Raw genomic sequence first — 14,354 nt, forward strand, 5'->3', positions numbered from 1 at the left:
TCGCCGCCAAGGGCGCCGTCCCGTCAGCGCCCCGTCAGCTCGTCGTACACGCTCAGTACATGCGCCACCGTCTCGTCCTCCGTCGGCCATGTCCTCGCCTGTACGCGCCCCGCCGCAGCCAGGTCCATCCGCCGGTCGGTGTCGTCCAGGAGCCCGCGCACGGCCCGCGCCATGGCGGCGGCGTCCCCGTACGGCACGAGCTCCGCCGCGTCCCCCACCAGCTCCGGGACTCCGCCCACCGCCGTCGCGACGAGCGGCACGCCGAGCCGCAGCGCCTCCTGGGCCAGCAGGGAGCGGGCCTCCCAGCGTGAGGGAAGCACCGCGACGTCCGCCGCGGCGAGCAGCTCGGCGACGTCGTCGCGGCGCCCGATGAGCCGGACTCCCAGCGCCTCCGTCTCGATCCGCCGCTGGAGCGCGGCCCGTTCGGAGCCTCGCCCGCGATGACGAGCAGCGGCTGCGGGTCCAGGTCCCGCCAGACCCGCGCCGCGTCGAGCAGCATCCCGTACCCCCGTCCCGGCTCCAGCGCGCCGACGGCCATCAGCAACGGCCGGTCGACGGCGCCGAGTTCGGCGCGGGCCTTGCCGTCGTGGAGACAGACGGGCGCGCGGCAGGCGGGAACGGTGACGGGGGCGAGGCGCGCGTCGCGGGCGCCGCGGCGGCGGGCGCGGTCGACGAGTTCGGAGGAGGTGCCGAGGACGACGGCCGCCGCCCGCGCGGCCCTTCGCTCCAGGAGCCGTACGAGCCGGGCGCGGGCCCCGGCGAGCTGGCTGCGGGTGTGCCAGGTGGTGACGAGCGGGGTGCGCGGCCCGGGGCCGCCGGACAGCGCGAGCGAGGCCCGGACGGAGGCGTCGAGGTTGTGCGCGTGGACCACGTCGGCGCCGATGCAGGCGTTGCGCAGCGCGCCGACGCTCGCCACGGGCACGAAGCGTGCGCCGGCGCCCGCGAAGTCGTAGACGTGGTCGAGTTCGGGCGGAGCGCACACGGTCACCCGCACGCCCCTCGCCACGAGCCCCGAGGCAAGTGATCTGACGTGGGCGCTGCTTCCCGCGCTGCCGCCGCCCAGCACTTGGACCGTACGGAGCTGTGTCACGCGCCCAAGGATGCCAGTCCGTACGCACGTTCCGGCACCGAAGTGACGTCGTTGCCGTGTCGGCGACCCCAACTTACCGACCGGGATCACTCACGCGAGTGAAGATCGCCGAAACTCTCCGTACGCGGCGGCCGCGAGCAGCCCGGCCGCGTGAACGGCTAGCCCGGCCCGCCCGTTGGACACGGCGACGGCCGTGCCGACGGCCGCGCCGAGGGCGTGGGCGCCGGTGTCGCCGAGCATGGTCCGCTCGGCCAGGTCGTCGGCGAGCACGGCCGCGACGGCGCCCATGGGTGCGGCGGCGACCGGCGTGCGCAGCAGCCCGGGCGCCGCGAGCCCGAGCACGACGAGCCCGGCCCGCCCCGGCCGTACGTCCACCAGGTTGACGAGATGCGCGGCCCCCGCGACGACGACGCCGGCGAGCACCTTGTCGACCGCCCGCTCCTTGAGCACCGCCCCGGCCACGAGCCCGGCGGCGCCGATCCCGAACAGCTTGACGGCCCCGCTGGTCACCTCGCCGTCCCGCAACGCCGCCAGATGCGCCCGGAACCCGCGCCGGTGGTCCCCGTACGCATCGTCGTACGCCCCGCACGCCCCCGCGGCGAGCACCGCGAGCGCCCCGACCGGGCTCCCGCCGGCGGCCGTCCCGGCCGCGGCCCCGAGCGCGGTCGCCGGCCCCGCGTACAGACCGACGGCCCGCCCGGCGTGGTTGGTCCGCTCCCACCGCGGATCACGCAGCCGCCGCAGCCCTTCGTACGCGACGCGGGCCACGCCGGCGGCCACGGTGAGGGAAGCGGCCCTGCCGCGTGTCCTGATCATGGCGGTCAGCCTAATGACGAGTCAGTGGCGGCTGCCACGCTGTCGAGGAGAGGCCGAACCGGGCGAACCCGGGCAGCGGCAGCGGATCAGCCGTCGGCGCGCGCCGCCGCCAGCAGTTCCTCGGCGTGCGCCCGCGCCGTCTCGGAGTCCTCCTGGCCGGCGAGCATCCGGGACAGTTCGCGGACCCGCTCCTCGCCCTCCAGGACGGTGACGCCCGAGCGCGTGACGGAGCCGTCGTTGGTCTTCTCGACCAGCAGCTGGCGGTCGGCGAAGGCCGCCACCTGCGGCAGGTGGGTGACGACGACGACCTGCGCGGTCTTGGCGAGCTTGGCGAGCCGGCGGCCGATCTCGACCGCCGCCTTGCCGCCGACGCCCGCGTCGACCTCGTCGAAGAGATACGTCGGCACCGGATCCGTACCGGCGAAGACGACCTCGACGGCGAGCATCACCCGGGACAGCTCACCGCCCGACGCGCCCTTGGCGATCGGCCGCGGCGGCGCACCCGGGTGCGGGGCGAGCAGCAGCTCGACCTCGTCGGCGCCGGACGGGGTGTACGCGACCCGGCGGCCGCCCACCTCGACGCCGTCCGGGTCCTCGGTCTGCCGGATCGCGAACGACACCCGTGCGTGCGGCATGGCGAGCGAGGCCAGTTCGGCGGTGACGGCCTCGGCGAACCGGTCGGCCGCCTCCGTACGCGCGTCGGTGAGCCGTTGGGCCAGCGCCGACAGCTCGTCGCGCAGCCGGTCGCGCTCGGCGGTCAGCTCCTCGATGCGCTCGTCGTCGCCGTCGAGCTCGGTGAGCCGGGTCGCGCTCTGCTCGGCCCACGCGAGCACGGCCGCGATGTCCTCGCCGTACTTGCGGGTGAGCTGGGTGAGCGCGGCGCGCCGTTCCTCGACGGCGGCGAGCCGGATCGGGTCGGCGTCGAGGTCGTCGGCGTACCCGGCGAGTTCCCCGGCCACGTCCGCCAGCAGGATGGAGATCTCCCCCATCCGCTCGGCGAGCGCGGCCAGCGCCGGATCGTGCGCCCGTACGGCCTCCAGGGCGCGGCCCGCGCCCGCGACGAGCGTCGTCGCGTCCACGGCCTCCGGGTCCTCGGGCTGCCCGGCGAGCGCCGCGTGCGCGAGCGCGGCGGCGGACGCCAGCGCCTCGGCGTGCCCGAGCCGCTCCGCCTCGGCGGCCAGCTCCACGTCCTCGCCGGGCCGCGGCTCCACCGCCTCGATCTCCCCGAGCCCGAAGCGCAGCAGATCCGCCTCCTGCGCCCGCTCCCGGGCCCGCGTGGTGATCTCCTCCAGCTCGGCGCTGACGGCCCGCAGCCGCTTGTACGCCTCCGTGTACGCGGCCAGCGGCACGGACACCGCGTCGCCCGCGTACCGGTCGAGCGCCCCGCGCTGCCGGGCCGGCTTCAGCAGGCCCTGCTGGTCCGTCTGGCCGTGCACGGCCACCAGCTCGTCGGCGAGCTCCGCGAGCACGCCCACGGGCACGGACCGGCCGCCCAGGTGCGCACGGGAGCGTCCTTCGGCGGACACGGTACGGGTGACGAGCAGCGCGCCCTCGTCGAGCTCCGCCCCCGCCTCCTCGGCCCGCGCCACGACCGGCGCGCCCGGCGGCAGCGTGATGCGCCCCTCGACGACGGCCGACCCCGCCCCGATCCGCACGAGCGCCGGATCGGCGCGCCCGCCGAGCAGCAGCCCGAGGCTGGTCACGACCATGGTCTTGCCCGCACCGGTCTCGCCGGTCACCGCGGTGAACCCGGGCGACAGCTCGACGACGGCGTCGTCGATGACACCCAGCGACCGTATCCGCATCTCCTCCAGCACGCCCCAGACCATACGAGGTTTTCCCCGCCTGGTGCCACGTCGCCCCTCCCCCGCGGCGAATGCGCTGGTCGGCGACGTGACGCGTGCCTCTTCGGATGCCGGCTCGTTGACCCCTGCGGCTCCCTGCCGCGGCGGGGACGGCCCGCTCCCGCCCGGGTGGGACGGGATACGGACGGGGTGCCGCCGCGCCGGGCGTGCCTGGCGGGACGGCTCTGGTGCTCCCCGCGCGTGCGGGGAGCGACGTGCGCCCGCGACCGGGCACGGTGCCGGGCCACGCGGGCCCGGCACCGGTCAGTGCGGCGCCCCCCGCCACCCCGACACCGGCAGGGCGAACTTCGCGACCAGCCGGTCCGTGAAGGACGCGTGGTGGAGGCGGGCCAGCCGGACCGGGATCGCGCCGCGGCGGATCTCAACGCGGGCACCGGCCGGGAGTTCCACCGTGCGGCGGCCGTCGCACCACAGGACGCCGTGCGGGGTGTGCGGTTCCACCTCGACGGCGAGGACCGAGTCGGGGGTGGTGACGAGCGGCTTGGCGAACAGCGCGTGCGCGCCGATCGGGACCATGAGGAGCGCCTCGACCTCGGGCCAGACGACCGGGCCGCCGGCGGAGAAGGCGTACGCGGTCGAGCCGGTCGGGGTCGCGCAGATGACGCCGTCGCAGCCGAAGCCGGTCACCGGACGTCCGTCGATGGCGAGGACGACCTCCAGCATCCGTTCCGGGGACACCTTCTGCACGGCGGCCTCGTTGAGCGCCCAGTCGCGGTGCAGCACGTCGCCGTTCTCGTACACGGCGACGTCGAGCGTCATCCGCTCCTCGACCTCGTACGCCCGCGTGACGACCCGGTCGACGACCTTGTCGAGGTCGTCGCGCTCGGCCTCGGCGAGGAAGCCGACCCGGCCCAGGTTGACGCCGAGCATCGGCACGCCGGAGGCCCGGGAGAACTCGGCGCCGCGCAGCAGCGTGCCGTCGCCGCCGAGGACGACGAGGAGTTCGCAGCCGTCGAGCGCGTCGGGGCAGCCCTCCGGGACCTGCTCGACGGACGGCGGCAGCGGCAGGTCGGCCGCCTCCGCCGCCAGGACGCGAACGCCCAGGCCACTGCGCAGCAGGCCGAGGACGACGAGTTCGGCGCTGCGCACGGCGGCCGGCCGGCCGGTGTGCGCGAGCAGGAAGACGGTACGGCTCCCGTCCCCGGTCCCGGTTCCGTCCCCGTCAGTCCGCCTGCTCTCGGCGTTTCCGGTGTTTTCGGTTGACGTGCTCGAAGGTGTGCTCAACGAGGTCCTTCCGCCACAGCGCGGTCGACTTCCGCCGGATCGAGGGCGGGCGCCCCGGCCCGCAGCCACAGAAAGTACTCGACGTTGCCGGACGGGCCGGGCAGCGGGCTCGCGGTGACGCCGACGACACCGAGGCCGAGCTCGCCGGCCCGCCGGGCCACGTCCTTGACGGCGTCGGCGCGCAGTTCGGCGCTGCGCACCACACCGCCCGAACCGAGCCGCTCCTTGCCGACCTCGAACTGCGGCTTGACCATGAGCACCAGGTCCGCGTCGGGCGCGGTGCAGGCGACCAGGGCGGGCAGCACGAGCCCGAGCGGGATGAAGGAGAGGTCGCCGACGACGAGGTCGACGGGGATGCCGTCGATGTCGTCGAGGGTCATCTCCCGCACGTTGGTGCGGTCCTTGACGGTGACCCGCTCGTCGCTCTGCAGCGACCAGGCCAACTGCCCGTAGCCGACGTCGACGGCCACGACATGGGCGGCGCCGGCGCGCAGCAGCACGTCGGTGAAGCCGCCGGTGGACGCGCCCGCGTCGAGCGCGCGCCGGCCCTCGACCCGCAGCCCCTGCGGCACGAACGCGGCGAACGCGCCGGCCAGCTTGTGGCCGCCGCGCGACACGTAGTCGGGGTCGGTGTCGTCCTGCGCGACGACGATGGCCGCGGCGGTCTCGACCTGGGTGGCGGGCTTGGTGGCGACGGTCTTGCCGACGGTCACCCGACCCGCGGCGATCAGCTGGCTGGCGTGCTCGCGCGACCGCGCCAGCTTGCGCCGTACCAGCTCGGCGTCGAGACGGCGGCGTGCCGGTCCTGCCACGTTCGGTTCAGCTCCTGTTGTCGTACGGACGGGGTGCGGGGGCGGGCGCGGCGTCGAGCGCGGTCAGCTCGGCGCGCAACCCACGGTGTACATCCTCGTACACGTCGAGGTGTCCGTCCGCCGTGAGGTCGTCTGCGGCACCGAGCCGGTCGAGGAGCGCGTCGACGGCCGGGCGTCCGGTGGGCGTCCGTACGACCCCGAGCGGCGCGGGCCCGGCGGCCTCGTACGGGTCGGCTGCCTCGTGCTCCTGCGGGGCTTCGGGTGTCGCATCGCTCATGCCCCGACGCTACATCGAAGCCCTGGGGTACCGTCGACCACGATGGCGACGATCACCGAGTGCCGTGAGGCACTGAGCAGGCTTTCGGACAACCTGGCGCGGGCCGACGGCGACGTGCGCGGCGCCGCCGCGCTCGACCGCACCCTCAGCTGCCACCTCACCGACCTGGACACGACCTTCACCGGGCGCATGGCCGACGGCCGTGTCGAGGTCGAGGACACGGTCCCGGGCCCGCCCCGTGAGAAGGCGCAGATCCGCCTCCGGATGACCGGCGACGACCTGGTGGCGATGGTCGACGGCCGGCTGAACTTCGCCAAGGCGTGGGCCTCGGGCCGGGTGGGCCTGGAGGCCGGGTTCCGCGACCTGCTCCGGCTCCGCTCCCTCCTCTGAGCCGCCTGGCGGGTCCCCGAGCCCTGAGCCCCTCTGGAGCCCACGAGCCCCTGAGCCGGCGAGCCTCTGAGCCGCCTAGCGGGACTGCAGTGCGGGCCTCCGGGCCTTCCGGCCCGCCGGCACGACCAGCGGCGTCCCCGTCTCCGGGTCCTCGATGACCTGGCAGCGCAGCCCGAAGACGTGCTCGACCAGCTCGGCCGTCACGACCTCGCCCGGCGGGCCCTCGGCGACGACCTCGCCGCCGCGGCAGGCGATGAGGTGGGTGGCGTACCGGGCCGCGTGGTTGAGGTCGTGCAGGACGGCGACGAGCGTGCGGCCCTGGGTCTCGTGGAGCTCGGCGCACAGGTCGAGGATGTCGATCTGGTGCTGGATGTCGAGGAACGTCGTCGGCTCGTCGAGCAGCAGCAGCGGCGTCTGCTGGGCGAGGGCCATCGCGATCCAGACCCGCTGCCGCTGGCCGCCGGACAGCTCGTCGACGTACCTCTCGGCGAGTTCGGCGACGCCCGTCGCTGCCATCGACTCCTGGACGACCCGCTCGTCCTCGGGCGACCACTGCCGCAGCAGCCCCTGGTGCGGGTAGCGGCCGCGGGCGACCAGATCGGCGACGGTGATCCCGTCGGGCGCGACGGAGGACTGCGGAAGCAGCCCGAGGGTCCGGGCGACCTGCTTCGCGGGCATCGAGTGGATCGCCTGGCCGTCCAGCAGCACCCGCCCCCGCGTCGGCTTGAGCATCCGGGACAGCGCGCGCAGCAGCGTGGACTTGCCGCAGGCGTTGGGGCCGACGATGACGGTGAAGGAGTTGTCGGGGATCGCGACGGACAGATCGCGGGCGATGACCCGCTGGTCGTAGGCGAGCGTGACCGACTCGGCGCTCAGCCTCGGCGACTGCTGCATACCCTTGCTCCTGATCGTGTTCTCGGTGGTCGTACCCGGCCCGCTCGTACGCGCCCCGGCCCTGCCCGGCCCGGTCATACCCGCCCCGCCCTGCGCTCGCTGACGAGCAGCCACAGCAGGTAGCACCCGCCGAGCACCCCCGTCACCACACCCACCGGCAGCTGCCGCTCCCCGAACGCGTGCGTGGCGACCCAGTCGGCCACGAGCAGCACCGCCGTACCCATCAGCGCGGAGGCGGCCAGGTTCGGGCCGGGCGAGCGGGTCAGCCGGCGGGCGAGCTGGGGCGCGCTGAGGGAGACGAAGACGATGGGGCCGGCGGCGGCGGTGGCGACGGCCACGAGCAGCACGGCCGCGCCCATGAGCACGATCCTGGTCCGCTCGACCTTCACGCCGAGCGCGTACGCCGCGTCGTCGCCCATCTCGAGCATCCGCAGCGCCCGCCCGTGCCCGAGGATCAGCGGCAGCAGCACGCAGCTGACGCCGAACAGCGGCCAGAACTGGTCCCAGTCCCGCCCGTCCAGCGAGCCGGTCATCCACACCACCGCGCGCGTCGCGTCGACGAGCTGTCCCTTGGTGAGCAGGTAGTGGACGACGGCGGTGAGCATCGCGGCGGCGCCGATGCCGACGAGGACCAGGCGGTAGCCGTGCACCCCGCGCTTCCAGGCGAGCAGGTAGATCGCGACGGCCGTGACGAGTCCGCCGACGATCGCGCCGCCGGCGGCGGCCAGGGCGCTGCCCTGGAAGAGGATGATGACGACGAGCGCGCCGACCGTGGAACCCTGCCCGAAGCCGATGACGTCGGGGCTGCCGAGCGGGTTGCGGGAGATCGACTGGAAGACCGCGCCGCCGATGCCGAGCGCGGCGCCGACGAAGACGCCGACGAGGACGCGCGGCAGCCGCAGGTCCATCACGGCGAACTCCTGCACGGGCGTGCCGTTGCCGAGCAGCGTGCTGACGACGTCGCTCGGGGCGAGCGGGAAGTCGCCGCTGCCGATGAGCACGACGGCCGCGCCGAGCGAGAGGACGAGCAGGCCGAGGACGCCGAGGAGGGCGCGCGGCTCGTAGCGTACGGAGAGGCCGCCGCCCCGTGCGGTGCCGCCGGTCCGCAAGGTCTTGGTCGTCACAGCTGGGCCATCCTCTTGCGGCGGACGAGGTGGATGAAGACGGGTCCGCCGATGAGCGCGGTGACGATGCCGACCTGGAGCTCGGCGGGTCGGGTGACGACGCGTCCGATCACGTCGGAGCCGAGGAGGAGGACGGGCGCGAGCACGGCCGCGTACGGGAGGATCCAGCGCATGTCGGGCCCGGTGACCGAGCGCACGATGTACGGGACCATCAGGCCGAGGAACACGATCGGCCCGCAGGCCGCGGTCGCCGCGCCGCACATCAGCGTCACGGCCGCCATGGCGGTGATCCGGGTCCGGTTGAGGTGGGCGCCGAGGGCGCGGGCGGTGTCGTCGCCCATCTCCATGGCGTTCAGCGGCCGGGCGATGAGCAGCGCGAGGACGGCGCCGACGAGGATGAAGGGGGCGACCCGGGCGACGGTGTCGGCGTTCGCGGAGGCGAGCGAGCCGACGGTCCAGAAGCGCAGCCGGTCCAGGGCGGCGGAGTCGAGCAGCTGTACGGCGTTGACGTAGCCGTAGAGGGCGGCGGTGGCCGCGGTCCCGGCCAGTGCGAGCCGCACGGGCGTGGCGCTGCGGCTGCCGCCGAGGACGTACACCAGGACGGAGACGACGGCGGCGCCGGCGAACGCGAACCACACGTACGCGTCGATGTCCGTGATCCCGAAGAAGGCGATCGCGGAGACGACGGCGGCGGCGGCGCCGGCGTTGACGCCGAGCAGTCCGGGCTCGGCGAGCGGGTTGCGGGTGAGGCCCTGCATGACGGCGCCGGACAGGCCGAGGGCGAGTCCGACGAGCAGCCCGAGCAGGGTGCGGGGCACCCGGAGGTCGTGGATGACGACGTCGTTGCGGATGCCGCTGTTGTGGAACAGGCCGTGCCACACGTCGGCGAGCGGCACCGGCTTGGCACCGATCATGATGCTCAGGACACAGACCAGCAGCAGGACCCCGACGGCCGCGACCAGACCCACGGCCCGCAGCGAGTTGCGGCGCGCCGGTTTCCGGTCAGGGCCGGTCGGCTCCGCGCTCGCACGGGAGGGACTCTCGACCAACACGAGGTTAGGTTAGCCTACCCTGATCGCCGGTACGAGACGGGGGGCGCCCTCCCGAGGGGGCGTACGGCCCGGGGCCACGCCCCCTCGGGCCTGCGGCCCGGGAGTCAGGCCCCGAGCCCGCACCAGACGGGGGCGCCCTCCCGGGGATACGGCCGCGGGGTTACGCCCCCGAGCCCGCACCCCGCGCGCATCGCTCACACCAGGCCGAGCCGCTCCAGCGCCTTCGTCGCGTCCAGGCCGCACGCCCCGGCGCGCGCCTCCGTCCAGGCCGCCGCGCACAACGCCCTTACCCCGTCCAGCGGATCAAGAGCACCGGCCGCATCCGCCCCGTCCCCGTCCGCGGTGGTGTCGAGCAGCAGCGCTCCCCCGCTCACCGACGCCGTCCAGCCGCCGCACCAGAACGCGCCGTCCCCGCCGTCGGCCACCTCCGGCTGCGGCACGAGCAGCCCCCGCAGGTCCGCCGCCACATAGGTCGGCCGGTGCTCCGGCACCGCCGCCAGCAGCCGCGCCACGTCCGTCACCCCGGTCAGCACCAGCAGCGAGTCGACGCCGCCGTTGAAGGCCCCCTCGATGTCCGTGTCCAGCCGGTCCCCGACCACCAGCGGCCGCTCGGCCCCGGTCCGCAGCACCGTCTCGCGGTGCATCGGCGGCAACGGCTTGCCCGCGACCTTCGGCTCGGCACCCGTCGCGATCCGGACAACCTCGATCGCCGCGCCGGTGCCCGGCCCGATCCCCCGCGCGGTGGGCACCGTCAGATCGGTGTTCGACGCGTACCACGGCAGCCCGCGCCCCACCGCGTAACTCGCCTCCGCGAACCGGCTCCACGGCGTCTCCGGGCCCCCGTAGCCCTGCACCACCGCCACCGGGTCGTCGTCCGCCGACTCCACCGGCACCAGGCCCCGCTCGAGCAGCGCCACCCGCAGCCCCTCGCCGCCGATCAGCAGGATCCGCGACCCCGGCGGCACCTCGTCGGCCACCAGCCGGGCCACCGCCTGCGCCGAGGTGATCACGTCCGCCGGCCCCGTCGGCAAGCCCAGCTCCGTCAGATGCGCCGCCACCGTGTCCGGCGTCCGCAGCGCGTTGTTGGTGACGTAGGCCAGGTGCATCCCGCCCCCGCGGGCCGCCTCAAGGGCCTCGACGGCGTACGGGATCGCGTTCCCGCCCGCGTAGTAGACGACCCCGTCCAGGTCGAGCAGCGCCGTGTCGTACGCCTCGCTCAGCGCGCGCGCACTGCCACCCGGCCGGTTCCTGCTCTGACGCCCCTGGCCGAATCCCGTCATCGTCATGTACTCCTCACATCGCCCAGGCAAATCCCCGCTCCCCCGATCATCGCTCATGGCCACCGCCCACATACGATGACGAGATGAACACCTCAGGTCACGCGGCCGACGACGTCCGCGCCCCCGGTCTCCGCCTGAGCCCCTTCCGGGGCCTCAGGTACGTCCCCGAACGGGTCGGCAGCCTCGCCGCCGTGACCTCCCCGCCGTACGACGTGGTCGTACGGCCCGACGGACTGCACCACCTGGAGTCCCTCGACCCGCACAACATCGTCCGGCTGATCCTCCCGCAGGCCATCACCGCCGGCACCCGGCACCGCAAGGCCGCCGTGACGCTCGACCGCTGGCTCGCCGACGGCATCCTCGCCCCGGACCCCGAACCCGCGCTCTACGTCTACGAGCAGCAGGGCGAAGGCATCCTCCAGCGCGGCCTCATCGGCGCCCTCGAACTCTCCACCCCCGACGAGGGCATCGTCCTCCCCCACGAGGACGTCATGCCGCACGTCGTCGAGGACCGCGCCGCCCTCATGCGCACCACGGCCGCCAACCTGGACCCGCTGCTCCTCACCTACCGCGGCGACGGCGACGGCGCGGGAGCCGTCGTCGACCGCGTCGCCGAGCGCGAGCCGCTGCTCTGCACGACCACCGAGGACGGCATCCGGCACCGCCTCTGGGCGGTCACCAACCCGGCCGACCTCACCGCCGTCGCCACCGAACTCGCCCGCCACCAGGCCCTCATCGCCGACGGCCACCACCGGTGGGCCACCTACCTCCGGCTGCGCGACGAGCACGCCGCGCCCGGCCCCTGGAACCACGGCCTGGTGCTGCTCGTCGACACCGTCCGCTACCCGCTGCGGGTCCGCGCCATCCACCGCCTGCTCAGCCGGCTCCCGGTCGCCGACGCGCTCGCCGCCGTCGGCGACAGCTTCCGCGTCACCCGGATAGACGGCCCGCTGTCCGCCGCCCAGGAGGCCCTGGCCGCCGCGGCCGACGCGGGCAACGCCTTCGTCCTCGCCGGCGACGGCGCCTTCCACCTCCTCGACCGCCCCGACCCGGAGCTCCTCGCCCGCACGGTCCGCGGCGACCGCCCCGAGCTCTGGCGCACCCTGGACGCCACCGTCCTGCACGCCGCCCTCCTCGACCACGTCTGGCACATCCCGGACGACCCCGAGGACATCGCCTACATCCACGACACGGCCGCCGCCGTCGCCCAGGCCGAGCGCCGCGGCGGCACGGCGGTCCTGATGCACCCGGTGAAGGAGGAGGTCGTACGGGACCTGGCCCGCCAGGGCGTCACGATGCCCCGCAAGTCGACCTCGTTCGGCCCGAAGCCGGCGACGGGCCTGGTGCTGCGGAGCCTGGCGCTGGACTGAGCCTCCTGGACATCCGGATACCTGGATACCTGGATACGCCGAAGGGCGGCACCCCTGGTGGGGTGCCGCCCTTCGTATGTGCGCGATGTGCGCGATGACGCGATGTGCGCGGAACGTCAGCTCTTGCTGTCGTCCTCGGTGCCCTCGGCGCCCTCGGTCTCCTCGCCCTGGGCGTCCTCCTGGACGTCCTCGTCGTCCGAGTCGTCGAAGGCGTCGACGAACTCGACGCCGTCCAGCTCGGCAAGGCGGTCGGAGGCGTCCGTGGAGCCGTCCTTGTCGGCCTCGAGGGCCTTGGCGAACCACTCGCGGGCCTCCTGCTCGCGGCCGGCCGCGAGCAGCGCGTCGGCGTACGCGTACCGCAGGCGCGCCGTCCACGGGTGGTTGGCGCTGGACGCCAGCTCGGGGCTCTGCAGGGTCACGATGGCCGCGTCGAGCTGGCCCATGTCCCGACGGGCGCCGGCGGCCACGAGCCGCATCTCGACCTGCCCGGCCTTGTCCAGCTTCTGCACCTCGGGCTCACCGGCCATCGCGAGGGCCCGCTCCGGCCGGCCCAGACCGCGCTCGCAGTCCGCCATGACGGGCCACAGCTCCACGCTGCCAGTCATCCGCCGGGCGGCCCGGAACTCGGCCAGCGCCTCGGAGTACTTCTGCGTCGCGTACGCGGCGAAGCCGGCCGCCTCACGGACGGCGGCGACACGGGACGCGAGACGCAGCGCGATGCGCGAGTACTCGTACGCCTTCTCCGGCTCGTCGTCGATCAGCTGGGCGACCATGACGAGGTTGCGGGCGACGTCCTCGGCCAGACCCTTGGGCAGGCTCATCAGCTCCTGCCGCACGTCCGGGTCGATCTCCTCACCGGTGACCTCCGGCGGGATCGGCAGCCGCTTCAGCGGCGCCCGGTCCCCGCGGTCCTCACGGCGGAACGACGGACGGTCGTCCCGGCCCCGGTAGCCGCCCCGGTCGTCACGACCCCGGTAGCCACCGCCACGGCTGTCGTCCCGGCGGTCGTCACGACGCGGGTACGACGGACGGTCGTCCCGCCCACGGAACCCGCCGCCACCACGCCGGTCGTCCTCACGCCGCGGCCCACGGGGCCGGTCGTCACGGCGGTCATCGCGGCGATCGTCCCGACGGTCGTCGCGACGCGGGTACGACGGGCGGTCATCGCGGCGGTCGTCACGGCGGTCGTCACGACGCGGGTACGAGGGACGCTCGTCGCGGCCGCGGTAGCCGCCACCACGGTTGTCATCGCGCCGGTCATCACGACGGGGGTACGACGGACGGTCATCGCGGCGGTCATCCCGCCGGTCGTCACGGCGGTCGTCGCGACGCGGGTACGAGGGACGCTCGTCACGGCGGTCATCGCGCCGGTCGTCACGACGGGGGTACGACGGACGGTCGTCACGGCGGTCATCGCGGCGGTCGTCACGGCGGTCGTCGCGACGCGGGTACGAGGGACGGTCATCGCGGCCGCGGTAGCCGCCGCCACGGTTGTCGTCACGCCGGTCATCACGACGGGGGTACGACGGACGGTCGTCACGGCGGTCATCGCGCCGGTCGTCACGACGGTCGTCACGACGCGGGTACGAGGGACGCTCGTCGCGGCCGCGGTAGCCGCCACCACGGTTGTCGTCACGCCGGTCATCCCGACGCGGGTACGACGGACGGTCGTCACGGCGGTCATCGCGACGGTCGTCACGGCGGTCGTCGCGACGGAAGCCACCGCCGCGGTTGTCGTCCCGGCGGTCGTCACGGCGGTCGTCGCGACGGTCATCACGGCGCGGGTACGAGGGACGGTCATCGCGGCCTCGGTAGCCGCCACCGCCACGGTTGTCGTCACGACGCGGCCCACGGAAGCCGCCCCGGTCGCCACCGTCGCGGCGGCGCGGCTCACGCTCCGGACGGTCGTCGGGAGAGTTGGTGGACATCGACGTGACTCCTGTCTTCGGGTACTGCAGTCATTCTCGCGCAGCCGGCACACCGCCGCGCGTTCCAACAAATTCAAGGAAAAACAAAAGGACCCCTGGGTCCCAGCGTGAACGCTGGGACCCAGGGGTCCTTGAAAGATTGTTCGGCGGCGTCCTACTCTCCCACAGGGTCCCCCCTGCAGTACCATCGGCGCTGAAAGGCTTAGCTTCCGGGTTCGGAATGTAACCGGGC

The 14,354-nt window shown here is 74.5% G+C and carries 13 protein-coding genes, 1 rRNA gene and 1 pseudogene; 2 read left to right on the top strand and 13 right to left on the bottom strand.

Features of this window, described 5'->3' with window-relative positions:
* Nucleotides 1-23: 23 nt before the first annotated feature.
* The 6 genes and pseudogenes from ACIRSU_RS27765 to ACIRSU_RS27790 form a co-directional block, all read right to left on the bottom strand.
* Nucleotides 24-1,090, bottom strand: a pseudogene (locus tag ACIRSU_RS27765) (glycosyltransferase family 4 protein).
* A gap of 90 nt (nucleotides 1,091-1,180) precedes the next feature.
* The gene (locus tag ACIRSU_RS27770; protein ID WP_403797457.1) at nucleotides 1,181-1,906 is read right to left on the bottom strand and encodes a hypothetical protein; all 726 of its coding nucleotides are present in this window, start codon (nucleotides 1,904-1,906) and stop codon (nucleotides 1,181-1,183) included.
* An 86-nt stretch (nucleotides 1,907-1,992) separates the two neighbouring features.
* Nucleotides 1,993-3,735, bottom strand: a complete 1,743-nt coding sequence (recN, locus tag ACIRSU_RS27775; protein ID WP_403797459.1) for a DNA repair protein RecN — start codon at nucleotides 3,733-3,735, stop codon at nucleotides 1,993-1,995.
* Between the two features lie 279 nt (nucleotides 3,736-4,014).
* Entirely contained in the window at nucleotides 4,015-4,995 is a 981-nt protein-coding gene (locus ACIRSU_RS27780) for an NAD kinase (RefSeq protein WP_403797463.1), read from the bottom strand.
* Nucleotides 4,992-5,807 (bottom strand): TlyA family RNA methyltransferase, encoded by an 816-nt coding sequence (locus ACIRSU_RS27785; RefSeq protein WP_403797466.1) that lies wholly within the window; start codon nucleotides 5,805-5,807, stop codon nucleotides 4,992-4,994. Before ACIRSU_RS27785 ends, ACIRSU_RS27780 begins: the two co-directional genes overlap by 4 nt.
* Nucleotides 5,808-5,814: 7 nt before the next feature.
* Complete coding sequence (locus ACIRSU_RS27790; protein ID WP_403797469.1) at nucleotides 5,815-6,084, bottom strand: hypothetical protein; 270 nt, start codon at nucleotides 6,082-6,084, stop codon at nucleotides 5,815-5,817.
* 42 nt (nucleotides 6,085-6,126) lie between these two features.
* Here ACIRSU_RS27790 and ACIRSU_RS27795 point away from each other — a divergent pair, with 42 nt between their 5' ends.
* The gene (locus ACIRSU_RS27795; protein WP_403797472.1) at nucleotides 6,127-6,474 is read left to right on the top strand and encodes an SCP2 sterol-binding domain-containing protein; all 348 of its coding nucleotides are present in this window, start codon (nucleotides 6,127-6,129) and stop codon (nucleotides 6,472-6,474) included.
* A 75-nt stretch (nucleotides 6,475-6,549) separates the two neighbouring features.
* Here ACIRSU_RS27795 and ACIRSU_RS27800 read toward each other — a convergent pair whose 3' ends face one another.
* From ACIRSU_RS27800 to ACIRSU_RS27815, 4 genes are all read right to left on the bottom strand, one after another.
* Nucleotides 6,550-7,368 (bottom strand): ABC transporter ATP-binding protein, encoded by an 819-nt coding sequence (locus ACIRSU_RS27800; RefSeq protein ID WP_403797474.1) that lies wholly within the window; start codon nucleotides 7,366-7,368, stop codon nucleotides 6,550-6,552.
* Nucleotides 7,369-7,442: 74 nt separating this feature from the next.
* Nucleotides 7,443-8,492, bottom strand: coding sequence for a FecCD family ABC transporter permease (locus tag ACIRSU_RS27805; RefSeq protein ID WP_403797477.1), 1,050 nt, complete (start codon nucleotides 8,490-8,492; stop codon nucleotides 7,443-7,445).
* Nucleotides 8,489-9,544 (bottom strand): FecCD family ABC transporter permease, encoded by a 1,056-nt coding sequence (locus ACIRSU_RS27810; RefSeq protein WP_403797480.1) that lies wholly within the window; start codon nucleotides 9,542-9,544, stop codon nucleotides 8,489-8,491. Before ACIRSU_RS27810 ends, ACIRSU_RS27805 begins: the two co-directional genes overlap by 4 nt.
* Nucleotides 9,545-9,738: 194 nt before the next feature.
* Nucleotides 9,739-10,824 (bottom strand): HAD hydrolase-like protein, encoded by a 1,086-nt coding sequence (locus tag ACIRSU_RS27815; RefSeq protein ID WP_403797539.1) that lies wholly within the window; start codon nucleotides 10,822-10,824, stop codon nucleotides 9,739-9,741.
* Nucleotides 10,825-10,907: 83 nt separating this feature from the next.
* On the opposite strand from ACIRSU_RS27815, the gene ACIRSU_RS27820 reads away from it, so the two are divergent.
* A complete protein-coding gene (locus ACIRSU_RS27820; RefSeq protein ID WP_403797483.1) occupies nucleotides 10,908-12,194 on the top strand; it encodes a DUF1015 family protein in 1,287 nt (428 codons plus the stop codon).
* Nucleotides 12,195-12,310: 116 nt separating this feature from the next.
* Here ACIRSU_RS27820 and ACIRSU_RS27825 read toward each other — a convergent pair whose 3' ends face one another.
* The 3 genes from ACIRSU_RS27825 to rrf form a co-directional block, all read right to left on the bottom strand.
* On the bottom strand, nucleotides 12,311-13,075 hold the full coding sequence (locus tag ACIRSU_RS27825) for a hypothetical protein (RefSeq protein WP_403797542.1): 765 nt from the start codon (nucleotides 13,073-13,075) through the stop codon (nucleotides 12,311-12,313).
* Nucleotides 13,076-13,080: 5 nt separating this feature from the next.
* The gene (locus ACIRSU_RS27830) at nucleotides 13,081-14,088 is read right to left on the bottom strand and encodes a hypothetical protein (RefSeq protein ID WP_403797544.1); all 1,008 of its coding nucleotides are present in this window, start codon (nucleotides 14,086-14,088) and stop codon (nucleotides 13,081-13,083) included.
* Nucleotides 14,089-14,263: 175 nt separating this feature from the next.
* A 5S ribosomal RNA gene (gene rrf / locus ACIRSU_RS27835) occupies nucleotides 14,264-14,354 on the bottom strand; the annotation flags it as partial.

The sequence above is a fragment of the Streptomyces sp. NPDC101160 genome (assembly GCF_044768205.1).
In the GTDB taxonomy this organism is placed as follows: domain Bacteria; phylum Actinomycetota; class Actinomycetes; order Streptomycetales; family Streptomycetaceae; genus Streptomyces.